Source organism: Chryseobacterium culicis (assembly GCF_900108365.1).
Lineage (GTDB): Bacteria > Bacteroidota > Bacteroidia > Flavobacteriales > Weeksellaceae > Chryseobacterium > Chryseobacterium culicis.
This window is the reverse complement of the sequence record NZ_FNWQ01000007.1, coordinates 54528-78636: the sequence shown is the minus strand read 5'-3', so window position 1 is coordinate 78636 and position 24109 is coordinate 54528. Positions and strand designations below refer to the sequence as shown.

The 24109-nt window shown below is 37.3% G+C and carries 19 protein-coding genes; 15 read left to right on the top strand and 4 right to left on the bottom strand.

Annotated elements, in window-relative coordinates:
• Positions 1 to 129 precede the first annotated feature (129 nt).
• The 4 genes from BLW74_RS19755 (at position 130) to BLW74_RS19740 (ending at position 7856) form a co-directional block, all read left to right on the top strand.
• Positions 130 to 2877, top strand: a complete 2748-nt coding sequence (locus tag BLW74_RS19755) for a SusC/RagA family TonB-linked outer membrane protein (RefSeq protein ID WP_089696167.1) — start codon at positions 130 to 132, stop codon at positions 2875 to 2877.
• A 12-nt stretch (positions 2878 to 2889) separates the two neighbouring features.
• Entirely contained in the window at positions 2890 to 4488 is a 1599-nt protein-coding gene (locus BLW74_RS19750) for a RagB/SusD family nutrient uptake outer membrane protein (protein ID WP_089695478.1), read from the top strand.
• Positions 4489 to 4504: 16 nt separating this feature from the next.
• Positions 4505 to 5623, top strand: a complete 1119-nt coding sequence (locus tag BLW74_RS19745) for a SusE domain-containing protein (protein ID WP_089695476.1) — start codon at positions 4505 to 4507, stop codon at positions 5621 to 5623.
• A gap of 76 nt (positions 5624 to 5699) precedes the next feature.
• Entirely contained in the window at positions 5700 to 7856 is a 2157-nt protein-coding gene (locus BLW74_RS19740) for a glycoside hydrolase family 97 protein (protein WP_089695473.1), read from the top strand.
• 67 nt (positions 7857 to 7923) lie between these two features.
• On the opposite strand, the gene BLW74_RS19735 is transcribed toward BLW74_RS19740, so the two are convergent.
• Positions 7924 to 8916, bottom strand: a complete 993-nt coding sequence (locus BLW74_RS19735) for a sterol desaturase family protein (RefSeq protein WP_089695468.1) — start codon at positions 8914 to 8916, stop codon at positions 7924 to 7926.
• Positions 8917 to 9121: 205 nt separating this feature from the next.
• On the opposite strand from BLW74_RS19735, the gene BLW74_RS19730 reads away from it, so the two are divergent.
• Genes BLW74_RS19730 through BLW74_RS19720 form a run of 3 tightly spaced genes read left to right on the top strand, consistent with a single transcriptional unit; the run spans position 9122 to position 12927 of the window.
• Positions 9122 to 10981, top strand: a complete 1860-nt coding sequence (locus tag BLW74_RS19730; RefSeq protein ID WP_089695467.1) for a glycoside hydrolase family 13 protein — start codon at positions 9122 to 9124, stop codon at positions 10979 to 10981.
• A 9-nt stretch (positions 10982 to 10990) separates the two neighbouring features.
• A complete protein-coding gene (locus BLW74_RS19725) occupies positions 10991 to 11518 on the top strand; it encodes a nuclear transport factor 2 family protein (RefSeq protein WP_089695464.1) in 528 nt (175 codons plus the stop codon).
• Entirely contained in the window at positions 11509 to 12927 is a 1419-nt protein-coding gene (locus BLW74_RS19720) for an MFS transporter (RefSeq protein WP_089695461.1), read from the top strand. Before BLW74_RS19725 ends, BLW74_RS19720 begins: the two co-directional genes overlap by 10 nt.
• Positions 12928 to 13113: 186 nt before the next feature.
• Here BLW74_RS19720 and BLW74_RS19715 read toward each other — a convergent pair whose 3' ends face one another.
• Positions 13114 to 13581, bottom strand: a complete 468-nt coding sequence (locus BLW74_RS19715; RefSeq protein WP_089695458.1) for a lipocalin-like domain-containing protein — start codon at positions 13579 to 13581, stop codon at positions 13114 to 13116.
• A gap of 480 nt (positions 13582 to 14061) precedes the next feature.
• Between BLW74_RS19715 and BLW74_RS19710 the strand changes: the two genes are divergently transcribed.
• The 7 genes from BLW74_RS19710 to guaA all read left to right on the top strand — a co-directional run bounded on the left by BLW74_RS19710 (position 14062) and on the right by guaA (position 21965).
• On the top strand, positions 14062 to 14790 hold the full coding sequence (locus BLW74_RS19710; RefSeq protein WP_089695453.1) for a pirin family protein: 729 nt from the start codon (positions 14062 to 14064) through the stop codon (positions 14788 to 14790).
• Between the two features lie 37 nt (positions 14791 to 14827).
• The gene (locus BLW74_RS19705) at positions 14828 to 15379 is read left to right on the top strand and encodes an NADPH-dependent FMN reductase (protein WP_089695450.1); all 552 of its coding nucleotides are present in this window, start codon (positions 14828 to 14830) and stop codon (positions 15377 to 15379) included.
• 282 nt (positions 15380 to 15661) lie between these two features.
• Positions 15662 to 16654: a phosphoribosylformylglycinamidine cyclo-ligase gene (purM, locus tag BLW74_RS19700; protein WP_089695446.1), complete on the top strand. Its 993-nt coding sequence runs from the start codon at positions 15662 to 15664 to the stop codon at positions 16652 to 16654.
• A 75-nt stretch (positions 16655 to 16729) separates the two neighbouring features.
• Complete coding sequence (gene purN / locus BLW74_RS19695; RefSeq protein ID WP_089695443.1) at positions 16730 to 17296, top strand: phosphoribosylglycinamide formyltransferase; 567 nt, start codon at positions 16730 to 16732, stop codon at positions 17294 to 17296.
• Positions 17297 to 17416: 120 nt separating this feature from the next.
• A complete protein-coding gene (gene purH / locus BLW74_RS19690; protein WP_089695440.1) occupies positions 17417 to 18934 on the top strand; it encodes a bifunctional phosphoribosylaminoimidazolecarboxamide formyltransferase/IMP cyclohydrolase in 1518 nt (505 codons plus the stop codon).
• Between the two features lie 90 nt (positions 18935 to 19024).
• Positions 19025 to 20263 (top strand): phosphoribosylamine--glycine ligase, encoded by a 1239-nt coding sequence (purD, locus tag BLW74_RS19685; protein WP_089695437.1) that lies wholly within the window; start codon positions 19025 to 19027, stop codon positions 20261 to 20263.
• 172 nt (positions 20264 to 20435) lie between these two features.
• Positions 20436 to 21965: a glutamine-hydrolyzing GMP synthase gene (gene guaA / locus BLW74_RS19680; protein WP_089695433.1), complete on the top strand. Its 1530-nt coding sequence runs from the start codon at positions 20436 to 20438 to the stop codon at positions 21963 to 21965.
• Between the two features lie 52 nt (positions 21966 to 22017).
• Here the strand turns inward: guaA and BLW74_RS19675 are convergent, their stop codons facing one another.
• Positions 22018 to 22230: a hypothetical protein gene (locus tag BLW74_RS19675; RefSeq protein ID WP_089695430.1), complete on the bottom strand. Its 213-nt coding sequence runs from the start codon at positions 22228 to 22230 to the stop codon at positions 22018 to 22020.
• Between the two features lie 83 nt (positions 22231 to 22313).
• Between BLW74_RS19675 and BLW74_RS19670 the strand changes: the two genes are divergently transcribed.
• Positions 22314 to 23816, top strand: a complete 1503-nt coding sequence (locus BLW74_RS19670; protein WP_089695427.1) for a bifunctional GNAT family N-acetyltransferase/carbon-nitrogen hydrolase family protein — start codon at positions 22314 to 22316, stop codon at positions 23814 to 23816.
• 75 nt (positions 23817 to 23891) lie between these two features.
• Here the strand turns inward: BLW74_RS19670 and BLW74_RS22570 are convergent, their stop codons facing one another.
• Positions 23892 to 24056, bottom strand: coding sequence for a hypothetical protein (locus BLW74_RS22570; RefSeq protein WP_167358481.1), 165 nt, complete (start codon positions 24054 to 24056; stop codon positions 23892 to 23894).
• Positions 24057 to 24109: the final 53 nt, after the last annotated feature.

The window sequence follows — 24109 nt, the reverse complement described above, 5'->3', positions numbered from 1 at the left end:
TTCGTAATATACATAATTTTAGCTAAAATTATATTAAATTTATGATAATTCTAATTTTTTTATAAATTGCGAGTCTGGCTCTAGGCCTAAAAATGACTGAAAAAAACGAAACTATAAAAAAATATGATTGTGAAGAACTTTACAACAGTTTTGAAAATTGCGCCCGCTTTTTTATTGGCAAGTACAGTAATGCACGCGCAGAAAAAGGATTCTCTTCCTCAGGAGAAGAAAATTGACGAAGTGGTTTTGATCGGGTACGGAAAACAGAAAAAATCTGACCTTACCGGTTCCATCACTTCAGTTACAGCGAAAGACTTTAACGGAGGTGCTACTTCCGCAGGTCAGCTCATCCAGGGTAAAACACCAGGGGTACAGATTACCAACAACAGTGGAGCACCGGGATCCGGAACTGCAATTAGAATCAGAGGTACAGCTTCCCTGAATGGTAATAACTCTCCGTTAATTGTAATTGATGGCGTACCACAGGATTTTACGGGAGTAAATGGAGCAGCGGATCCATTGTCTTTAATTAACCCAAATGACATTGAAACATTTGATATTTTAAAGGATGCCTCTGCAACAGCCATTTATGGTAACCGTGCTACCAATGGTGTTATTTTAATTACAACCAAAAAAGGAACAGCAGGAAAGCTTAAAGTGAATTTTTCAACAGTAGCTTCATTATCTACTAAAATGGGTAATGTGGATGTCCTTAATGCTGATGAGTTTAGAAATTTTGTGAATACCTATGCTTCTGATGCATATAAAGCAAAATTGGGGACAGCAAATACAAATTGGCAAGATTTGATTTATCAGAAGGCTTGGGGAACAGATAATAATGTTGCTATTTCCGGAGGAATAAAAGGTTTGCCATACAGATTATCAGTCGGATATAATGAGCAGAACGGTATTGTGAGAACAAACTCATTTAGAAGGACTTCTGTGGGATTAAATCTAAATCCTAAATTTTTTGATAATCATTTATCCGTGAATGTAAGTGCTAAAGGTACTTTTACAGATAATAGATTTGCAGATGGAGGTGTTATTAAATCTGCCACCTATTTTGACCCAACTCAGCCGGTATATTCAGGTAACTCAAATTATGGCGGATATTATGAGTGGCTTCTAAATGGAGGGTTAAACGTAAATGCAAATGCTAACCCACTTGCTACTTTAATGGCCATACATGATGTTTCATCAGTTACAAGAGGTTTAGGAAATGCACAGTTGGATTATAAATTCCACTTTCTTCCAGATTTACATTTTAATGTAAATGCCGGATATGATTATACTAAAAGTGAGGGACAAAAGAAAATTGATGCAAGGTATAAATCAGGATTCAATGATAAAGGAAGTTCAAATATTTACAGCATGGAAAAGAAGAATAAGTTGTTAGAAACTTATTTTAACTATGTTAAGAATATTTCAGCGATTAATACCGGAGTGGACCTTACAGCCGGGTATTCTTATCAGGATTTCTTAACATCAATTCCTGGAGCTATCAATTATAAAGGAAATGCCCCAACTCAAATTAATAATGATTTTGAAACAAGAAATACATTAATATCTTTTTATGGAAGGGCAATATTTACAATCGCCAATAAGTATATTATTTCCGGATCACTAAGAAGAGATGGCTCTTCCCGTTTCTTTAACGGAACCAGAGATAACCTTTGGGGGAACTTTCCGGGAGTTTCTGTTGCATGGAAATTAAATGAAGAAAGTTTTATTAAAAATATTTCCTCTATAAGTACATTAAAATTAAGAGCTGGTTGGGGGAAAACAGGACAGCAGGAACTTCCGGGGCTTGATGCTAATAAACCTAATAATTATCCTGCTTTTGCAGCTTATAACCCAAGTGGTGCGGGGGCAAACTATCAATTTGGAGAACAGTATTATTATATGTTCCGTGCCAATATCTACAACCCTTACCTTACATGGGAAACAACTACTACCAAAAATATCGGATTAGATTATGGATTTTTGAATAACAGGATCATGGGTTCTATTGATTTGTTCAGAAAGGATACTGAGAAACTATTGGTAGATTCTCCTATTGCTGCAGGTGATTTAAGTAATCACAACCTCCTAAATGTAGGAAATATGGAGAATAAGGGAATTGAAGCAAGCATTACAGTAATTCCTATTAAAAATGGGAAAACAACATGGGAATTAAATTTCAATGCTACCCATTATAAACCGGTTATTACTAATTTATTAACAAGAGCGGATGCAAGCTTTAATATTCCTGTGGGTGGAATTGAAGGAGGTGCTGGAAATACAATACAAGCTCACGCTGTAGGCTATGCTCCAAATGCATTTTGGGTATATCAGCAGGTTTATGACAGTGCTGGAAAACCTATAGATGGTGCATTTGTGGATAGAAATAATGATGGTAAAATAGATGTTTATGATAAATATTATTACAAGTCTACTACTCCTGATGCACTTTTAGGATTCTCAACTAAATTATCTGTGAAAAATTGGGATTTCGGTTTAAGCGCAAGAGCTGTTCTGGGTAACTATGTTTATAACAATGCCTCATCTAATAGTTCTTTACAGTCTGCCTCTACAAACGAATATTTGCAAAACGTTTTCAATACTGCACCGGAGTATAAATTTAAAGATGCTAACAGAGCGTTTTCAGATATATTCGTAGAAAATGCCTCATTCTTTAGATTAGATAATATAAATATCGGATATAATTTTGGAGAATTATTTACAAAAGGAAGTAATCTGAAGGTGTATGCAATGGCTCAGAATGTTTTTGTAATTACAAAATATTCTGGTGTTGACCCTGAAGTTTTTGGAGGAATTGATAATGGTTATTATCAGAGTCCAAAAGTATACTCTTTAGGTTTTAATTTTCAATTTTAAATAAATAAAAAGATGAAATCAAATAAAATAAAATTCAGAAGTCTAATTTTATCAGCTTCTGTTGTCATGCTACTTTCCACAACATCCTGTGTTAATGATCTTGAAAGAGAACCTATTACCGATGTTACATCTGCCAGTGTTTTTGCCAATTTTGCCAATTATCCTAATGCGCTAGCAAAATTATATGGTGGTCTTGCTATGGGAGGACAGGTAAGTGGTGACGGAGATCCGCCAAACAGTGATATTAATGGAGTAAATGGAGGTTTTTCTCAATATACAAGATTGATGTATACTTTAGATGTAATTTCTACTGATGAAGCTGTAATTGGGTGGAACGATGGAAACTTGCATACTATTCACAAAATGACTTGGGATTCTTCCAATGAATTTGTGGCAGCAATGTATTACAGAATTTTTACAGAAATTGCCTTCTGTAATGAGTTTCTTAGAAATGTAACAGATGAAAAACTTGCGTCTAATAATATTACAGGAGATAATCTTGCAGAAGCTAAACGTATGCGTGCTGAAGCAAGATTTTTGAGAGCTCAATCATATTATCATGCGTTAGATCTTTTTGGAAATGTACCTTTTGTGGATGAAAACTATCTTCCGGGATCTGTTAATCCACCTCAAAGAATAGAAAGAGCTGCATTGTTCAATTATGTTGAGCAGGAATTATTAGCCTGTTCAAATGATTTGAAAGATCCGAGGACCAATGCCTATGGAAGAGCTGATAAAGCGGCAGCATGGTCATTGTTAGCCAGATTATATTTAAATGCTGGTGTTTATACAGGTACACAAAGAAACAATGATGTTATCACTTATTGTAATAAAATAATTGGGGCAGGGTATTCATTGAAATCAAATTATGGTTCTTTATTCTTAGCAGATAATAATGTTAATAATCCGGAAGCAATTCTTACTGTTAATTTTGATGGGATCAATACCCAGACTAACGGTGGAACAACCTATTTAGTACATGCTTCAGTAGGAGGAACAATGCCGGCTGCAGATTTTGGTATTAATGGCGGATGGAGTGGTATTAGAACTACAAAAGCGTTAGTAAATAAGTTTCCGACAAACGGTAGTGATAAAAGAGGTAACTTCTATACAAGTGGGCAGAGTTTAGAAATAAATGATTTAGGTTCATTTAATGATGGCTATGCATTCATCAAATTTAAAAATATTAAAAGTGATGGAACGCCTGGATCTAATAGTAACTGGGTAGAGGCAGATATTCCATTATACCGTTTGGCAGATATTTATTTAATGTATGCTGAGGCAACACTAAGAGGAGGAAACGGAAATATTTCTACTGCAATTGATTATGTTAATCAATTAAGACAAAGAGCTTACGGAAATACGAGCGGAAATGTAGCTTCAATTAATTTAGACTTCATTTTAGATGAAAGAGCAAGAGAATTATCTTGGGAAATGACGAGACGTACAGACTTAATTAGATTTGGGAAATTTACTACAGGAGATTATCTATGGCCATGGAAAGGAAATGTAAAAGAAGGTAAAGCGGTAGAAAATTACAGAAACCTTTATCCTATCCCTGCAAAAGATATTATTGCTAACCCTAATCTTATTCAGAACCCTGGATATTAATTTTAAAACATTTGAAATGAAAAATTTATTCAAAATATTAGCCCTGGTTTTTACCGGACTTATAGTTTTTTCCTGTGAAAAAGACGAGGATCAGGCAGTTATTACTGAAACATCTGCAGGTAAGTTATCTGCAGATAAAAGTGCAATTGTTCTTAATGAGCTTAATGCTAATGTTGCTGTAATCACTTTTAACTGGACAAAACCTACATACAATATTTCCGTTGTTTCAAGTCAACAATTAGAATTTGGAATCAAAGGGGATAACTTCAAAAAAAGTGCTTCCGTTGATTTTTCCAATGATATGACTTCAGGTCCTGTAACCAATGCTGCAATGAATGCCGCAATGTTTTCCATTGGAGCTGTTCCGGATGTTGTCAATGATATCGAGGTAAGATTGAAAACTTCTGTAGGATCAGCTGCTTTTTATTCTAATGTTGTAGCTATTAAGGTCACTCCTTATACTCCCAACCCGGATTTGGTATATCCTAAGATTAATGTACCGGGAAGTTATGCAGGAGCGGCAGGGTATGCAAACTGGACCCCGGCTAACTCTCCGAATTTGTTTTCTCCGGGAAAGAATGATGAGTACAGAGGATTTATCTGGATCAATACTGTAGCTGGCGCTGAAGATGGAAAATATAAATTTGCGATCAATCAGGACTGGCCGGGAAATAAAGGAGATGACGGAAGCAATTCCGGAAAACTGAAGGCAGATGGAGATAATATAAAAGCTCCTGCTGCAGGAACCTATTACATAAAAGTAAACTGGGCTGCAAATACTTATTCTTCAGTTATTGCAAACTTTGGTGTTATTGGTGACGCTACGCCTACCGGTTGGGGATCAGATACTGATTTTGTATACAACCCTGCAACCAAAACCTTTGTAATCAATTCAATCGCATTATCCACTACCGGAGTGTTTAAATTCAGAGCCAATGATGATTGGGCAATGAAATTCCAGCCAAAAGATGCAGATCAGACTTTGGTTTCCGGAACTGCTGTTCAGTCTTATTTAAGTTCAGAGAATACTGTAACGGGAGATCCTGGATATAAAGTTTCAGAAGCAGGAAACTATAAAATTGAACTGGATTTGCATAATTCAGCATATTACAAGTTGAAGATTACAAAATTATAAGAATATTGAGTTTATAAAGCAAAGTGCTGCGATAAGCAGCACTTTATCTATTTTTTAAGTTAATTAAATAGTCATTATGAAGAAAATTACAGTTGGAGCGCTTATGCTCTCAATGATGTTTACAGGTTTGAAAGCCCAATCTTTAAAATCTCCGGACGGAAAGTTCGAAATGAATTTTCAGCTGAAAGCTGGAGTTCCATACTATAACCTGAAATATAATGGTGCAGTAGTAGTAGAAGATTCTAAATTGGGATTAAGATTATTTAAAGACACAGCCATAAAATTTGCTTCTGAAATAGCCAAACCAGAAGATGCAAAATTCGATCTGAATAACGGTTTTGCAAAGACAGATGAAAAAAGAGACTCCAAAAATGAAACCTGGCAGCCGGTTTTGGGAGAAAAGAAAAACTATATCAATCATTACAATGAACTGGCAGTTACCCTGAACCAGGCTTCTACAGACAGAAGTATTGTCGTGAAATTCAGATTATTCAATGATGGTTTGGGTTTCAGATATGAATTTCCACAACAAAAAAATCTTAACTATTTCGTAATCAGAGAGGAAGATTCTGAAATTGACTTCCCTACCGATATGAAGGCATGGTGGATGGTTGCAGATTACGATTCTCAGGAATATCAGTATCAAGAAACAAAAGTTTCTGAAATTCCGGCAAAATGGGATAAAGCATATGATGCCAACGCTTCGCAGACATTGGTGAAAAATGCAGTTCAGTCTCCGTTGATGCTTAAAAAGGAAGGAAAAGAGCCTTTGTATATCAATGTTGCAGAAGCAGCCGTATTAGATTATCCGGCTTCACACCTTGAAGTAGACGCACAGAATTATAAATTCAAAACGCATTTAACTGCTGACAGACAGGGTGCAAAAGGGTATATTCAGACGCCGTCGGTAACGCCTTGGAGAACCATTATTGTAGCACCGAAAGCAGAGCAGGTAATGGATTCTAAAATGATCTTTAACCTTAATGAGCCTACAAAATATACAGACACCTCTTACATTCATCCTACAAAATATATGGGAGTATGGTGGGAAATGATCATCGGAAAATCGCAATGGGCATATTCTACAGCGGAAAATGTTCATTTAGGTAAAACAGATTTTACAAAATTAACTCCAAATGGAAAACACGCAGCCAATAATACAAAAGTTAAAGAATATATTGACTTTGCTGCAGAAAACGGTTTCCAGGGCTTGTTAATTGAAGGCTGGAATATCGGTTGGGAAGACTGGTTCGGACACTCTAAAGAATTTGTTTTCGATTTCATTACCCCTTATCCGGATTTTGATATCAAAATGTTGAATGAATATGCACATTCAAAAGGCATTAAGCTCATCATGCACCATGAAACTTCCGGTTCTGCCACGAACTATGAAAGATGGGCAGATAAAGCTTTCCAAACCATGAACAAATATGGTTATGATGCTGTGAAAACAGGGTACGTAGGTGATATTATTCCTAGAGGAGAGCACCACTATTCTCAATGGACAATTAATCATTTTTACAGAATTGCAGAAAAAGCAAATGACTATAAAATCATGGTCAATTCCCACGAATCTGTACGTCCAACAGGAGAAAGCCGTACCTACCCGAATTATATTTCTGCAGAAGCCGCACGTGGAACAGAATATGAAGCATTCGGAGGAAATAAACCAGACCATCAGACCGTTCTGCCATTTACAAGATGGATGGGAGGTTCTATGGATTATACACCGGGAATTTTCCAGACAAAACTGGATTATTATTTCCCTGGAGATAACCGTTTTGTAAAAACTACCCTGGTAAAGCAGCTGGCTCTTTATGTAACCATGTATATGCCTCTTCAGATGGCGGCAGATCTGCCTGAAAACTACAAAAAGCATATGGATGCATTCCAGTTTATCAAAGACGTAGCAGCAGATTGGGATGATACAAAAATCTTATCTGCAGAACCGGGAGACTATGTCGTTACTGCAAGAAAAGCAAAAGGTACTGAAAACTGGTTTGTAGGAGGTATTACCGATGAAAACAAACGTGACTATACAGTGGACTTCTCATTCCTGGACAAAGGAAAGAAATATGAAGCAACAATCTATGAAGATGGAAAAGACGCTGATTATATTGATAATCCTCAAAGCTATAATATCTATAAAAAAGAGATTACAAGTAAATCAAAAATTAATTTTAAAATGGCAAGAAGCGGCGGTTTCGCAATTTCTGTAAAGCCTGTAAAATAATTTGAAGAGACACTAAGGTGCCCCGGTTCGTCAGTATTGATGTCCGGGGTATTTTTTTGCAGAAGAATTACTGATCTCCCGATGGTTTTTCCGCTGGTGAATACTGATATTCGGTCTCTGAGACCGGATCTTTTACCAATAAACTTTTATATTTCATCCTTTCTCTATACTCCTTCTGATATTGTTTTACAGTTTTGCCGGTGCCGTCATGCCTCCATCCCGGTGAATAGAAAAGATACTTTACCCGATTTTTTAAAGATAATCCCGGCTGCCGGATATCTTTTCCTATTCTCCTCCATTCATAGAAAAGCATAGTAGCAGGATCTTTAGACGTAATTTTAGGATAAACCCCATATTTTACGGGAACTTCAGGATCTTCTTTTTCAAAAGTTCCGAAAATTTTATCCCAGATTATCAGTCCCATGCCCATATTTCTGTCCAGATACTTGATGTTACAGGCGTGATGTACCCTGTGATGTGAAGGAGTCACCAGAATATATTCAAGAAATCCCATGCTTTTAATAGATTGGGTGTGCACAAAAGTACCATAAATCTGTATCGCAGAATAGGCCACCAGAATATGCCACGGATGAAAGCCCATAAAAGCTAACGGAGAGAAAAACAAATATCTGTACAACGGCTGAAAGACAGGACTTCTGAATCCGGTGCTGATATTGAAATAATCAGAATTGTGATGGGTAATATGTACAGCCCAGAAAACCCTTGAGTGATGATCTACATAATGATGTACGTAATAGGCAAAATCCTGAGCAAGAAATACCGCGATCCAATACCAAACACCCTCTTGCCAGTCAAAGAGGCGGTGATGATAAAAAAACATCATAACAAATAAGGAGAAACCTTTCATAATGATATCCAGCCCATAGTTCAATAGGGCAAAAAGAACATTGGTTGCTACATCTCTGGTCTCATAAATTTTCTCTTTATTAAAGTGGCTGTAAGTCATTTCTAGAAAAATAATAACAGCAAATACCGGAATAGTCCAGCTGTAAACCACATCCGGTCCTTCAGTTTTAAAAATATTACTGAAATCAAACATTTCTTTTTTTGTAAAACTAAAAATAAAATGTATGAAAAATTAACATTTAAGATGAATTTTTTATGAAAAAATTAAATATTATTAATCAATGCGTAAATGAATTTATTAAATTCTGAAACATTACATTAATAACCTTAAAAAAAGTTGGTCTGCTTCCTTTTTTTAAATGGATATGTGAAAATTTAATGCTAAATTGAACTCTAATATGAAGACAATATACTCCGCATTAGCCCTTTCAATAGCTTCTGTAGCTTTTTCCCAGAAAACGCTGGAAAGAGTGGAACCCGCCTTTTGGTGGAAAGGAATGAAAAATCCAGAACTCCAGATTCTTGTATATGGAAAAGACATTGCCCATAATGAGGTTGTGCTTTCAGATGGAATACATATTAAAGACATCAGGAAGGTAGAAAATCCCAATTACGTTTTTATTACAGTCAATACCAACGAAATAAATGTTCCGAAGTTTACCATTAATATTCAAAAAGGTAAAAAGAATATCGGTTCATACACCTATGAACTTAAACAGAGAGAACCCGGATCTGCCAATCGGGAATCTTTTACTTCAAAAGATGTGATGTACCTGATTATGCCGGACCGTTTTGCTAATGGCGACGAGAAAAATGATTCACGGCCGGAGCTTACGGAAAAAGCAAACCGTAGTTTACCTAATGGAAGACATGGTGGAGATCTCCGCGGTATTATTAGTAATCTAGATTATATTCAGAATCTGGGAGCTACAGCAGTCTGGCTAACGCCTGTGAATGAAGACAATGAAAAAGTCTATTCTTATCATGGCTATGCCCAAACTGACCTGTATAAAATAGACGCCCGCTATGGTACCAATGAAGAGTACAAGACCTTATCCCAGGATCTTAATAAAAGAAATATGAAGCTCGTGATGGATTATGTGACCAATCACTGGGGATCTTCACACTGGATGATCAAAGATCTTCCTTCAAAAGACTGGATACATTGGTTTAACGATGGAGAAAACGGATTTAAACGTTCCAATTATAAAACCACAACGCAGTTTGATACCAATGCTTCGGATATCGATAAAAAATATGCGCTGGATGGCTGGTTTGACACTACAATGCCGGATATCAATCAGAAAAATCCTTTGGTTTTAAAATATCTGACCCAAAATGCAATCTGGTGGATAGAATATGCAGATTTAGGAGGTCTTCGGGTAGATACTTACCCTTATAATGATAAAGAAGCCATGGCAAAATGGGCTAAAGCAATCACTGATGAGTATCCGAAATTCAATATCGTAGGCGAAACGTGGCTGTATACTGCAGCGCAAATTGCAGCCTGGCAGAAGGACTCTAAAGTTGGACAAATTGCAGGATATAATTCAAATTTACCGTCTGTAATGGATTTTATGCTTTTTGAAAATATGCCTAAAGCCCTAAAAGAAAAAGAAAGCTGGGATAAAGGGATGATAAAAATGTATGATACTTTTACCAGCGATTTTCTGTATCCTGATCTCAATAATCTTCTCGTTTTCTTCGAAAATCATGATACTGAAAGATGGAATGAAATCTTTAATGCCAACCCTGACGCTTATAAAATGGCGCTTACTCTGATTTCGACCGTTAGAGGAATTCCGCAGATCTATTATGGATCGGAAATAGGAATGCGTGGGGATAAAAATGCAGGCGGAGATGCAGATATCAGAAGAGATTTTCCTGGAGGCTGGAAGTCTGACAAACAAAATGCTTTTCTTCCATCCTCTCAGACTCCGGAGCAGCAAGAATTTTTCCAGTTTACAAAAAAATTACTGAACTGGAGAAAAGGAAAAGAAGTCATTCATAACGGAAAAACTAAAAATTTTGTTCCTCAGGATGGCGTTTTTGTTTATTTCAGATATAATGAGAAAGAAAGTGTGATGGTGGTGATCAATAATAATGAAAAAGATCAGACCTTAGACCTGAAGCGCTTCGCAGAATCTCTCACAGGATTTACACAAGGAAAAGAAATAATTTCGGGAAAAGAAATTCCATTACAAAACACCATGAATGTTCCTGCAAAAACTCCGTTAATTATTGAACTCAAAAAATAATTGGTATACATGAAAAAACTAACAACAGTTTATACAATAATCCTCTTTATAATGGGATTTTCTATACTCACCGCACAATCGAAGACTACCTTTGAGAAAGAAAGATCTGAAATAAGCACTATGCTTGACGGGTTCAATACCGCGGCTGCCAAGGCAGATTATAATGCCTATTTTAACTTCTTTGCGGATGAATCTACTTTCATTGGAACAGATGCTACGGAAATCTGGAATAAAAAAGAATTCATGGTGTGGGCAAAACCTTATTTTGACAAGAAGAAAACCTGGAATTTTAAGGCCGTTAAACGAAATATATATTTCAGTAAAGATGGAAATCTGGCATGGTTTGATGAATTACTGGACACCCAGATGAAAATATGCAGAGGTTCCGGAGTAGTAGAAAAAATTAATGGAAGCTGGAAGGTGAAGCAATACGTTCTTTCTATGACAGTTCCTAACGAAGTAGTAGATAAAGTTGTTCCGGAAAAAGCACCTATTGAAGAGGCATTAATTCAAAAACTGAAAGCAGAATGGCATTAATGAACGCAAGATATGACAAGGGTACCTCCGGAAAAAAGATAAAACCGGACTTATCCCTGATTCAGATTATTAATATGAGCATGGGCTTTCTGGGAATTCAGATGGCATTTGGATTACAGAATGGAAATGCCAGCCGTATTCTCGGAAATTTGGGAGCTGATGTTCATGAGCTGTCGTGGTTCTGGCTGGTTGCTCCCATTACGGGGCTGATTGTTCAGCCGATCATAGGCCATATGGGTGATAATACATGGAGCCCGCTTGGGAGAAGAAAACCTTACTTTTTAATTGGCGCGGTCTTATGTGCCATCGGATTGGTACTGCTTCCCAATGCTGCTTCTGTTACTCAGATGTTTGCTGCTAATGCACTTTTATTAGCGGTAATATTCCTCGCTATGATGGATGCTTCTGTGAATATTGCTATGGAGCCGTTTAGGGCATTGGTAGGAGATATGCTCCCAAAACATCAGGGTACCATAGGATTTTCTGTACAAACAATTCTCATTGGAATTGGAGCTGTATTAGGCTCTTATCTTCCAGATTGGTTGACTAAAATAGGGATTTCCAATGAAGCTCCTGCCGGATTTGTTGCAGATAATGTGATTTACTCTTTTTATATTGGTGCAGGATTGCTTATCATATCTATCTTATATACGATCATGACAACCAGAGAATATTCTCCAAAGGAGTTTGCCGATTTTGAAGATAGGGAGGACGGAGAAAAACACGAATCAAAATTTTCAGATATTTTCAAGGATTTTGCTGCGATTCCTTCCCAGATGAAAAAGCTGGGAATTGTTCAGTTTTTTTCATGGTTTGCACTGTTTACGATGTGGGTATTTACGACCAGTGCATTGGCAACCCATCATTTCGGGCTTTCTCCGGAAGATACCCATTCCAAAGCATTCAATGATGCAGGTGACTTAACAGGAAAACTCTTTGGGATGTATAATCTTTGGGCAATCCCGTTTGCTTTTCTTTTAACTCCTATTGCCAAACTGATCGGTAAGAAACAGACTCATGCTTTAGCTTTATTGTGCGGAGGTCTTGGGCTTGTTTCAATGTACTTCATTAAAGAGGTAAACCATTTATGGATCTCCATGATTGGATTAGGTTTTGCATGGGCAAGTATTTTAGCAATGCCTTATGCAATGCTTATTGAAGTCATTCCGCAGAGAAAAATGGGTGTTTATATGGGGATATTCAATTTCTTTATTGTCATTCCACAGATCATCAATGGTTTATTCGGAGGACCAGTTGTAAGCGGTATTTTCGGAAAGCAGGCTATGGATTATGTTGTCGTAGGCGGTGTCTGTATGCTGATTGGGGCTTTAGTAACCATGATTTTCGTTAAGTCAGAAGATGAAACTCCAAAGGAAATTGAAGAAGAGATTAAGCAGGTACATTTTTAATGGGAAACTAAAAGTTAGAAATAGCACAAAATATCAATTTATATCTGATATATTCTAATAAAATTCAATAGAAGCGGGCTTTAGCCCGCTTTCTCTTGTAGTATTTATCAATTGGCTTCAGCCAAAATATAAAATAATTTATAAAAAAGAAAGGAGACTATCCTTTTGGGACAGCCTCGTTTTCTTTTATTCTCTGTTAAATAGTGTAGTAAATTCATCTTTTATACCATCACCATCGGTATCAAAAAGTTGTTCTACAAGCTCTAATTGTGTATCTGTTAATTTTTTTACGGTATATACATCAGTTGCTCCGTTAGAATACTTAACCTGAAGTTTTTTAGAGGCCGCATCGTAGGTATAATCGTATGTTGTATCAAGATCAACAGTACATTGTCCTCCGGCATTTCCATAGTAATCAATTTCATGCCATTTACCAGCAGAATTCAAATCAATAAAGCTTTTTTTATCACATACCCCTGCGTCAGATGATTCATTGGTGATGATACTTCCATCCTTGCCGGAATAGGCCATATACTTGGATGGATGCCATTTGCCAACAATACTTGGTTCGTTTACGGTATTGGTATCATCATCACTGCTGCACGAGAACATACCTAGAGCTGCAATACTTAAAAATAGAGCTTTTTTAATCATTTTTTTTTATTATTTGTGTTAAACGGGGCAAATGTAATTATTTCATAAATCCAAAACCGGATTGCCTTTTAGATATAATTCTATATTGTAAATATTTGATATTCAATACATTGTATTGTTTATGCCTACTTGTGCGGCTTTTATGAATGCTGTTTGATAACTGATTTTAATCAAATTTTTAATCTATGTTGATATTATAATCTAATTGCCTCCCGTAGACTAAACAAATGACACAAATGTTTACATTTATATAATCCTCCAAATTCTTTAAATCATATCCAGCACAAATTTTATCGGAGATAAAATCCTGGCGCCTTAAAAACATATTGAAAGTAAAAAAAATCGAGTCTTTGCGTAATCCAACCTAGCTGATATTTTTACTTTCTCAAGCTTTTTACCCAATAAATTTCCTTTCTTACCCTACATCAACTTTTAAAATGTCCACATGCCGTACATTTGTACTATAAATAATCACAGAAAATGAAAACAGTATATCATAAAGCAGATTCAAGAGGCCATGCCAACCACGGATGGTTAAATTCTTACCATACATTCAGTTTTGCCAACTATCAAAACAGAGACAGAACAAACTTTGGCGTTTTAAGAGTATTGAACGATGACACCGTTTCTCAGGGAATGGGCTTCGGAACACATCCGCACAGGGATATGGAAATTATATCTATTCCTTTGGAAGGAGATTTGGAACATAAAGATTCAATGGGAACTACAGCGGTAATCAGAAAAGGAGAAATCCAGGTGATGAGTGCCGGAACCGGTGTAATGCACAGCGAATACAATAAAAATAAAGACGAGGAGGTAAAATTCCTGCAGATCTGGGTTTTCCCCAGAGAGCAGAACGTTGAACCAAGATATGATCAGAAAAGTATCAAAGAAGGAGAAAAAATCAATGGATTCCAGCAGATCCTATCTCCCGATAAAAATGATGACGGCGTATGGATTCATCAGGATGCATGGTTCAATATAGCCAATTTTACAAAAGGAAACGGTAAAAATTACATGCTCAACAAAAAAGGAAACGGAGTGTATGCATTTGTTTTAAAAGGAAGCGCAAAAATAGGAGACCGTATTCTGAATGAAAGAGACGGATTGGGAATCTGGGATACACAAAGCTTTAATATTGAAGCCGTGGAGGACACAGAAGTATTATTAATGGAAGTCCCAATGGAACTGCCCGCTTATCTTAAATAAAAAACTAAATTTGTAATCTTAAAAATAAACCTCATATATGAAAATTTTAGCAATAGCAGGAAGCAACTCAGAAGTTTCAATGAACAAACAGCTGGTAGCCTACGCATCAACTTTATTTGAAAATGCAGAAGTGGAAGTAATTGATATGAACCCTTTCGAAATGCCCATCTATAAGCACGAAAGAGAACTTGCGAATGGTATTCCGCAGGAAGCTCATGATTTTGCTGCAAAAGTTGACGGGGCCAACGTACTGTTGATCTCCCTGGGAGAACACAACGGAACATACTCTACAGCATTCAAAAATGTTTTCGACTGGGTATCCAGAATCAAAGACAGAACAGTTTGGAATGAAGTGCCGATGCTATTGATGTCTACATCTCCGGGAGGCAGAGGTGGAGCAGGAGTTTTGGAAGCTGCATCAAAGCGTTTTCCTTTCCACGGAGGAAATGTGGTGGAAACTTTTTCGCTGCCTTTCTTTAATGATAATTTTGATAAAGAAGCTCAAAAGATTTCTAATGAAGAGAAAGACAATGAGTTAAAGGAAAAAATCAAAAAGATTGCAGCCATTGAAACAATCCTTGAAAAATAGAATTTGAATATTCATTTAAAATTACTATTTTTGCAAAAAGAAAAGAGATGAAAATTCAGACCTCCTATAAACAATGTTTTTCTCATAAAGGGAAAGTTGTGGGCTCTGAAATTCTGAGATAAAATAACGGCCGATAATCTGAAAAGATTGTCGGCTTTTTTGTTTTCTAAAATCAAGTATAAAAGTAATTGAAATATTAAAAGATAAGAAGACACAAGATATCAGATGCAGGACAAATAATCATCTGAAATCTGAATCCAATATCTAAAAATCTAAGCAGACATGAGCAACACTTACAAATCAGCGGGAGTAGACAAAGAAGAAGGATACAAAACGGTTGACAAGATCAAAAAAGCGGTCGGTGAAACCCACAATTCCAATGTACTGAATCATTTGGGAAGTTTTGGAGCTTTCTATGAAATCGGCGGATACAAAAATCCGGTTCTTGTATCAGGAACAGATGGAGTAGGAACAAAACTGAAAGTAGCTTTAGATACCAAAAAATACGATTCTATTGGGGTAGATTGCTTCGCGATGTGTGCCAATGATATTCTTTGTCACGGTGCAAAACCTTTATTCTTCTTAGATTATCTGGCTTGTGGAAAGCTTGATTCAGAAATTGCTGCAGAAATCGTTTTAGGAATGGTAGCTGCCTGTAAGGATAACAACTGTGCGCTGATTGGGGGAGAAACTGCTGAAATGCCGGGAATGTATCAGCCGGGAGATTATGATGTTGCAGGATTTTGTGTAGGAATTGTAGAAAAAGATCAGATTATTGACGGTTCTGCCATCAAAGCAGGTAACAAAATTATTGCATTACCAAGCTCAGGATTCCACTCAAACGGATTCTCTTTAGTAAGAAAAGTATTCCCGAACTTCGAAGAAGAATTTGAAGGAAAACCATTATACGAAACCCTTTTAGTTCCTACAAGACTATACTATAAAGATATTCATAAAGTATTGGAAGAAGTAAAAGTAAGCGGAATTGCCCATATCACAGGAGGCGGTCTTTACGAAAACGTTCCAAGAATCATTCCTGAAGGACTTTGTGCTTCTATTGACGAATCTAAAATCAGAATTCCTAGCATAATGCTTGAGCTTGAAAAAAGAGGTGAAGTAGCTCGCGAGGAAATGTACGGAACATTCAATATGGGGGTAGGTATGGTTATCGTTGTGGATGCTGAACATGCTGAAAAAGTATTAAATCTTCTTGATGATGCTTACGAAATCGGAGAAATCACAGAAGGAGCTGAGAAAATTGATTTGAAATTTTAAATGACATCAGATTTCAGACTCTGGACATCAGACGGTAAGTCTGTAATCTTAAATCTGGCATCTAACATCTGAATAATGAAGAACATCGTTGTACTCGTATCCGGTTCAGGAACAAATCTGCAGAGAATCATTGATACTATTGATTCAGGAGAAATCCGGAATGCAAAAGTAACTTTGGTGGTAGCAGACCGGGAATGTTTTGGGCTGGAAAGAGCAAAGAATCACAATATAGAGAACATACTCATTCCAAGAGGAAAGAATTTCAGCAGTGAATTGGCTGAAGTAATCCCGGAAAATACTGATCTTATAGTATTGGCAGGATTTTTATCCATCCTAAAATCTGAATTCTGCGAAAACTGGAACGGTAAGATAATCAATATTCATCCCGCGCTGCTTCCGAAATTCGGAGGAAAAGGAATGTGGGGCATGAACGTTCATAATGCAGTTATTGAAGCCAAAGAAGTAGAGAGTGGGGCAACTGTACATTTTGTAACACCGGGCATTGATGAAGGAGAAGCTATTCTTCAGAAATCTTTTGAAGTAACCGCTGAGGATACTCCTGAAACACTTGCTCAGAAAGTTCACCAGATTGAATATGAAATATTTCCTGTAGCCATCAATAAGGTCCTGGGAAATAATTAACGTCAAACTTTTTTTTGACAGGAAAAATAGAAAAATCTAAGTAAAATAAAAGTAAGTCCGGAGGTGAAAGACCCGGACACAGTTTGAAATAGCTGTAAAAAGTAAAAAATTGAAAGTAAAATGAGTAAAAAGAGAGTTTTAATCAGTGTTTCTGACAAAAGTGGGTTAATTGAATTCGCGCAGTTTTTGGAAGCTCAGAATTATGAGTTGATCTCTACGGGAGGAACGTTCAAACATTTGAAAGACGCTGGTTTAAATCCTATTCAGATTGATGAGGTAACCAATTTCCCTGAAATGCTGGACGGAAGAGTGAAAACTTTACACCCGAAAGTTCACGGAGGATTGCTGGCTGTCCGTACCAACGAAGAGCACATGAAAACCGTTCAGGAACACGGAATTGGTCTGATTGACATGGTGATCGTAAACCTTTACCCTTTCTTTGAAAATGTCAACAAAGACATTTCTTTACATGAAAAAGTAGAGTTTATTGATATCGGCGGACCTTCAATGCTTCGTTCTGCGGCCAAAAACTTTGATTCCGTAACTGTAATCACTGATGTAGAAGATTATGCAGCTGTGAAAATTGAAATGGAGCAAAACGGAGATACGTACATCGAAACCCGTAAAAAGCTTGCAGGAAAAGTATTCAACCTTACCTCTGCTTATGATGCTGCCATTTCAAGAATGCTTCTTGATGAAGAATATCCTGCTTATCTGAATGCTTCTTACAAAAAAGCAGCTGACCTTAGATACGGAGAAAACCCTCATCAGACGGCAGCTTACTATGTTTCTACTTTCGAGAACGGAGCCATGAAAGACTTTGAACAGCTTGGAGGTAAAGAACTTTCTTTCAACAATCTTCGTGATATGGACCTTTGCTGGAAAGTAGTGAATGAGTTCAAAGAAGAAATGGCTTGTTGTGCCGTAAAACACTCTACACCGTGTGGGGTTGCCATAGGAACTTCAGCCCTGGAAACATACCAGAAAACATTCGAATGTGATCCGGTTTCCATCTTTGGCGGAATTGTTGCAATGAACTACAAAATAGACGCAGCAACAGCTGAAGAACTGAATAAAACTTTCCTTGAGATCGTAATGGCTCCTGAATTTGATGAAGACGCCATTGAAATTTTAAGAAAAAAGAAAAACTTAAGAATCATTAAAATCGTAAACCCGGTTTCAGACAAACAGACTTGGGTGAAAGTAGACGGAGGGATCCTTGTTCAGGATAATGACCTTCATTTCTCAGACGATATCAAAGTGGTAACGGAAGTACAGCCTACAGAAGAGCAGAAAAAAGCATTACTGTTTTCTCAGAGAGTGGTAAAATATGTGAAGTCTAATGCCATCGTAGTTTCCAACGGAATTCAGGCATTCGGTATCGGAGGCGGACAGGTCAACAGAATCTGGGCGACTCAGCAGGCTATCGAAAGAGCAAAAGAAAAATTCTCAGGAGATCTGGTATTGGCTTCAGACGCATTTTTCCCTTTCCGTGACGTGGTAGATTTCTGCGCTCAGGAAGGTATCAAGGCGATTATTCAGCCGGGTGGAAGTGTAAAAGATCAGGATAGTATTGAGGCCGCCAATGAGCACAATATTCCAATGATGTTTACAGGTGTCAGACACTTTTTTCACTAATTAAAATAGAATTAAAAAATAATTAGGGATTGTATTTTTAGCATTCAAAATTATATATTTGTAAAATAAGACTAGATAATAATATAAAGTATGAGAATATTAATCATAGGTGAAGGCGGTAGAGAATCTGCTTTAGCGGCAAAGCTTCAGAATGACTCAAGAATTTCTAAAATGTTTTTTGCTAACGGGAATGCTACTACCGATGTAATAGGGAAAAATGTTCATTTATCAGAAATCAAAGAACTTAGAGATTTCGCCATTAAAGAAAAAATTGATCTTACGATCGTAGGTCCTGAAGCTCCTCTTGTAGCAGGTATCAAGGACGAATTTAAAAAGCATGATCTTAAGGTTTTCGGACCTACCCAAAAAGTAGCAAGTCTGGAAGGAAGTAAAGCTTTCTCTAAGAAATTTATGCAGACCTATGATATCAAAACAGCTAAAGCTGTTGTGTTTGATTCATACAATGATGCTAAAGAATATGTGCAGACACAGCAATACCCTTTGGTGATCAAAGCAAGCGGATTGGCAGGCGGAAAAGGGGTGGTTATTTGTGACAACCTTGAAGAAGCTGAAGCTACCATCCATGATTTCATGATCAGAAGAATTTATGGAGATGCAGGAATCCGTTTAGTTATCGAAGAATATTTACAAGGTTTTGAAGCGTCTATTATTGCTTTCTCTAACGGGGAAAAACTATTCCCTTGTGTAGCTGCAAAGGATTATAAAAAAGCGGGGAACGGAGATACAGGACCTAATACAGGAGGTATGGGTTCAGTAGCACCAAGCCCGGAATTTACTCAGGAGCACTATGCAGATTTTGAGAAAAACATCTTGGAGCCTACCATTAAAGGGCTTAAAGCTGAAGGTTTCGGATTTAAAGGAATCATCTTCTTCGGATTGATGGTTACTAAAAACGGAGCTTACCTTCTTGAATACAACATGAGATTCGGAGATCCTGAAACTCAGGTGTTGATGGCGCTGATGGAAAACAATCTTTTGGATGTGATCCAGGACTGTATGGAAGGAAAAGATATTCAGCTTACATTTAAGGACGAAAAAGCAATTTGTCTTGTAATGTGCTCAGGAGGATATCCGAGAAACATCGAAACAGGTTTCGAAATTACAGGAGAAGATAAGCTGAAACACAGTAAACTATTATACGCAGGTGCCATCAGCAAAGGAGACAAAGTGGTTTCCAACGGGGGGAGAGTTCTGAACATTGTAGCTACAGGAGCTACTTTCGAAGATGCCCGCAAAAAGGTTTACGAAGATGCAAGCCATGTACATTTCGATTACGGCTTCTACAGAGAAGACATCGGAAAGTTTTAATAAAAATCACGAAAAAAGATTTGGAGCAACTCCAAGTCTTTTTTTGTAAAACAGTTAAGTAAGCAATAAGCTTTATGCAACAGGCAGTATGCTTATTGCAGCCTGGAGAGCTTACAGCCTTTAGCTTATAGCTTACAGCTTATAATTAATCATCATTTATCAATTATCAACAATGAACAACGGTATTATTATTTTAGATTTCGGATCCCAGTACAACCAGCTTATCGGAAGAAGAATCCGTGAGATGGGGGTATACTCTGAGATCTTACCTTACAATACACCATTACAAGATATTTTAGCAAAGCAGCCAAAGGGAATTATCCTTTCCGGCGGACCAAGCTCAGTAAATGCAGAAAATGCCCACCTCGTTGAAAAAGCATTATATGAGCAGGGAGTTCCCGTATTGGGAATCTGCTACGGAATGCAGATGACTGCCCACCTTTTAGGAGGGAAAGTAAATAAAGGAGAAAAAGGAGAATATGGAAAAGCCAACCTTGAGATCGTTAAAGAAAGCTCTTTATTAAAAGGAGTTACCCAGAACTCAGTGGTTTGGATGAGCCACTTTGACGAAGTGGGAGAACTGCCTGCCGGTTTTGAGTTAAACGCAAAATCAGGGGTAATTGCTTCTATTTCTAATGAAGACAAAAAAATATTCTGCGTTCAGTTCCACCCGGAAGTTTCTCATACAGAAGAAGGTGCGAAAATGCTTGAAAATTTTGTATTCGGAATCTGTAACTCAGAGAAAAACTGGAAACTGACCAACTATATTGAAAAAACTGTTGAAGAAATCCGTGAGAAAGTAGGAGACAACAAAGTAATTCTTGGACTTTCCGGTGGTGTGGATTCTTCTGTAGCCGCTGTTCTGATCCACAAAGCTATCGGAGATCAGTTAACATGTATCTTTGTAGATACAGGATTATTAAGAAAGGATGAAGGCAAAAAAGTAATGGATCAGTATGGAGAGCATTTCCATATGAACATTAAAATGGTAGATGCTAAAGAAAGATTCCTTTCAAAACTAGCCGGAGTAGATGATCCTGAAGCGAAGAGAAAGATCATCGGAAACGAATTTATCCACGTATTTGACGAAGAATCTCACAAAATTGAAGGTGCTAAATTCTTAGCTCAGGGAACCATTTATCCTGATGTTATCGAAAGCCAGTCTGTCAACGGACCATCTGCTGTAATTAAGTCTCACCACAACGTCGGAGGACTTCCTGAAGATATGGAATTCGAATTATTAGAGCCATTGAGAGAACTTTTCAAGGACGAAGTAAGAAGAGTAGGAGAAGAATTAGGTATTCCTCACCACTTGGTATACAGACACCCTTTCCCAGGTCCGGGATTAGGAATCAGAGTATTGGGAGCAGTAGATGCCGAAAAAGTAAGAATCCTTCAGGAAGCTGATGATATCTTTATTGAAGAATTATACAAGAATGACCTTTACGAAAAAGTATCTCAGGCATTTGTTGTACTTCTTCCGGTAAAATCTGTTGGAGTAATGGGTGACGAAAGAACATACGAATACACAGCGGTAGTTCGTTCTGCCAACACCATCGACTTTATGACGGCCACTTGGAGCAGACTTCCTTACGAATTCCTGGATACCGTTTCCAGCAGAATCATCAACGAAGTAAGAGGAATCAACAGAGTAGCTTACGATATTTCAAGCAAACCACCTGCAACGATTGAGTGGGAATAATTTTTGACTTGAATTTTAAATATAAATCCTGCCCGTTTTGGGTGGGATTTTTTTATATCGGAAATTTTGTTTCTAAAAATTGTAAGGCTTCTGTTCCAAATTTTGTTTTCTTCAAACAGGAACGGTGAACTCCTTCATCATTAAATAAGTAAAATTGATGATTCTTGTCCGAGGTGAAAGGAGGAAATAACACGATATCCTGTCCTTTATCTAAAGTTTTTTTACAAACAGGACACTCGCTTTGATTCAGAAAAATTATTGCCATTCCGATTCATTTTTGGTTAATGTTTTGCTAGGTAATAGCCTATTAAAACAAATTTTCACTAAATTTAAGTAAAATTACATCAAATGCAAATAGAAACAAGAAACCTGACGCTTCAGGATTATGATGAACTGGCGGAAACGATGAAAAGGGCCTATCCACAAATGTCAGAATCCATTTGGTCCAAAAAAAGTATTGATAAGCTCACCAAAATGTTCCCCAATGGACAGATCTGTATAACAGTTGACGGAAAACTGGCTGCAGTAGCCCTTTCCATTATTGTGAATTACGATGAATTTGGAGACGATCATACGTACAGTGATATCACAGGAAATTATACCTTCAATACCCATACTTCTACAGGAAATGTCCTCTACGGAATTGAAGTTTTTGTAGATCCGGAGTTTCGTGAACTGCGCCTCGGAAGAAGACTTTATGACGCCAGAAAAGAACTCTGCGAGCAGTTACACTTAAAATCCATTATCCTTGGAGGCAGAATTCCAAGCTATCATAAATACAGCCATGAACTTTCACCCAGAGAATATATCAGAAAAGTAAGAGATAAAGAGATCTATGATCCCGTATTATCTTTCCAGCTTTCCAATAATTTTCTTCCGATAAGAATCCTGAAAAAATATCTTCCTGAAGATGAAGCATCAAGAGAAAATGCTGTTCTTTTACAATGGAACAATATCTATTACAGCAGAAAGCCCAATACCATGCAGGACAGCATCATCCGTCTCGGATTGGTACAGTGGCAGATGAGGCATTTTAAGGATATAGAAGCCTTTTATGAGCAGGTGGAATTCTTCGTGAATGTGATGGGAGATTATAAGTCAGACTTTGTTCTTTTCCCGGAGCTTTTCAACACGCCTTTATTAGCTCCTTTCAATAATCTTTCTGAAAGAGACAGTATGATAGAGCTGGCGAAGCTGACTGAAGAGATCAAAAAGAAAATTTCAGAACTCGCCATCAGTTACAATGTGAACATTATTTCCGGAAGTATGCCCGTTTTTGAAAACAATGAACTCTACAATGTAAGTTATCTTCTTCACCGTGACGGGCGTATGGATGAATACAGGAAAATTCATATTACCCCGAACGAAAAGAGATATTACGGGATGAAAGGAGGAAATGAAATCAGGGTTTTTGATACTGACTGCGGTAAAATAGGCCTGGTGATCTGCTATGACGTCGAGTTCCCGGAATTGCCAAGAATTCTGGCCGACCAGGGAATGAAAATCCTGTTTGTACCGTATCTGACGGACACTCAGAATGCCTACATGAGGGTTCGTCACTGCGCCGCCGCAAGAGCCATAGAAAATGAATGTTATGTTGCCATCGCCGGATGCGTAGGAAACCTTCCAAAGGTTAATAATATGGACATTCAGTTCGGGCAGGCGGCTGTATTTACCCCTTCCGATTTTGCATTCCCATCCAATGCTGTAAAAGGAGAAGCGACTCCCAATACAGAAATGACCCTGATTGTAGATGTAGACCTGAACCTTTTAAAAGATCTCCATCACAATGGCTCCGTTCAGGTGATGAAAGACCGCAGAAAAGATCTGTACGAAACCTATCTTAAATAAAAATAATCAAAAACAAAAGAGACTGTCCGCAAAGACAGTCTCTTTTTTATTTTACCTAAAATTTCTTTGAGTGAATTACATGTACTCAGGACATACTACAGCAGGGCAGATCAGTCTTGGGCATCTTGGCCTTCCATCTTTAGGACAGCATTCATTGGAGCAGTTTCCGATAATAATTCCGCTTCCTGCAATTCCTTTTAATTGCGCTCTTGAAAGTTTGTTGTTACGTAAATTTTTCATGTTCTAATACTTTTGGATTGTTTTATTTGTACGCTGTAAATATATTAATTTTT

Excerpts from the sequence above, each read along its gene's own strand:
- BLW74_RS19745 (WP_089695476.1), top strand. The coding sequence starts at position 4,505 with ATGAAAAATTTATTCAAAATATTAGCCCTGGTTTTTACCGGACTTATA.
- BLW74_RS19705 (WP_089695450.1), top strand. The coding sequence starts at position 14,828 with ATGAAAATTTTAGCAATAGCAGGAAGCAACTCAGAAGTTTCAATGAAC.
- purD (WP_089695437.1), top strand. The coding sequence starts at position 19,025 with ATGAGAATATTAATCATAGGTGAAGGCGGTAGAGAATCTGCTTTAGCG.
- BLW74_RS22570 (WP_167358481.1), bottom strand. The coding sequence starts at position 24,056 with ATGAAAAATTTACGTAACAACAAACTTTCAAGAGCGCAATTAAAAGGA.
- BLW74_RS19740 (WP_089695473.1), top strand. The coding sequence starts at position 5,700 with ATGAAGAAAATTACAGTTGGAGCGCTTATGCTCTCAATGATGTTTACA.
- BLW74_RS19710 (WP_089695453.1), top strand. The coding sequence starts at position 14,062 with ATGAAAACAGTATATCATAAAGCAGATTCAAGAGGCCATGCCAACCAC.
- BLW74_RS19725 (WP_089695464.1), top strand. The coding sequence starts at position 10,991 with ATGAAAAAACTAACAACAGTTTATACAATAATCCTCTTTATAATGGGA.
- BLW74_RS19675 (WP_089695430.1), bottom strand. The coding sequence starts at position 22,230 with ATGGCAATAATTTTTCTGAATCAAAGCGAGTGTCCTGTTTGTAAAAAA.
- guaA (WP_089695433.1), top strand. The coding sequence starts at position 20,436 with ATGAACAACGGTATTATTATTTTAGATTTCGGATCCCAGTACAACCAG.
- purH (WP_089695440.1), top strand. The coding sequence starts at position 17,417 with ATGAGTAAAAAGAGAGTTTTAATCAGTGTTTCTGACAAAAGTGGGTTA.
- purN (WP_089695443.1), top strand. The coding sequence starts at position 16,730 with ATGAAGAACATCGTTGTACTCGTATCCGGTTCAGGAACAAATCTGCAG.
- BLW74_RS19735 (WP_089695468.1), bottom strand. The coding sequence starts at position 8,916 with ATGTTTGATTTCAGTAATATTTTTAAAACTGAAGGACCGGATGTGGTT.
- BLW74_RS19715 (WP_089695458.1), bottom strand. The coding sequence starts at position 13,581 with ATGATTAAAAAAGCTCTATTTTTAAGTATTGCAGCTCTAGGTATGTTC.
- BLW74_RS19720 (WP_089695461.1), top strand. The coding sequence starts at position 11,509 with ATGGCATTAATGAACGCAAGATATGACAAGGGTACCTCCGGAAAAAAG.
- BLW74_RS19670 (WP_089695427.1), top strand. The coding sequence starts at position 22,314 with ATGCAAATAGAAACAAGAAACCTGACGCTTCAGGATTATGATGAACTG.
- purM (WP_089695446.1), top strand. The coding sequence starts at position 15,662 with ATGAGCAACACTTACAAATCAGCGGGAGTAGACAAAGAAGAAGGATAC.
- BLW74_RS19750 (WP_089695478.1), top strand. The coding sequence starts at position 2,890 with ATGAAATCAAATAAAATAAAATTCAGAAGTCTAATTTTATCAGCTTCT.
- BLW74_RS19730 (WP_089695467.1), top strand. The coding sequence starts at position 9,122 with ATGAAGACAATATACTCCGCATTAGCCCTTTCAATAGCTTCTGTAGCT.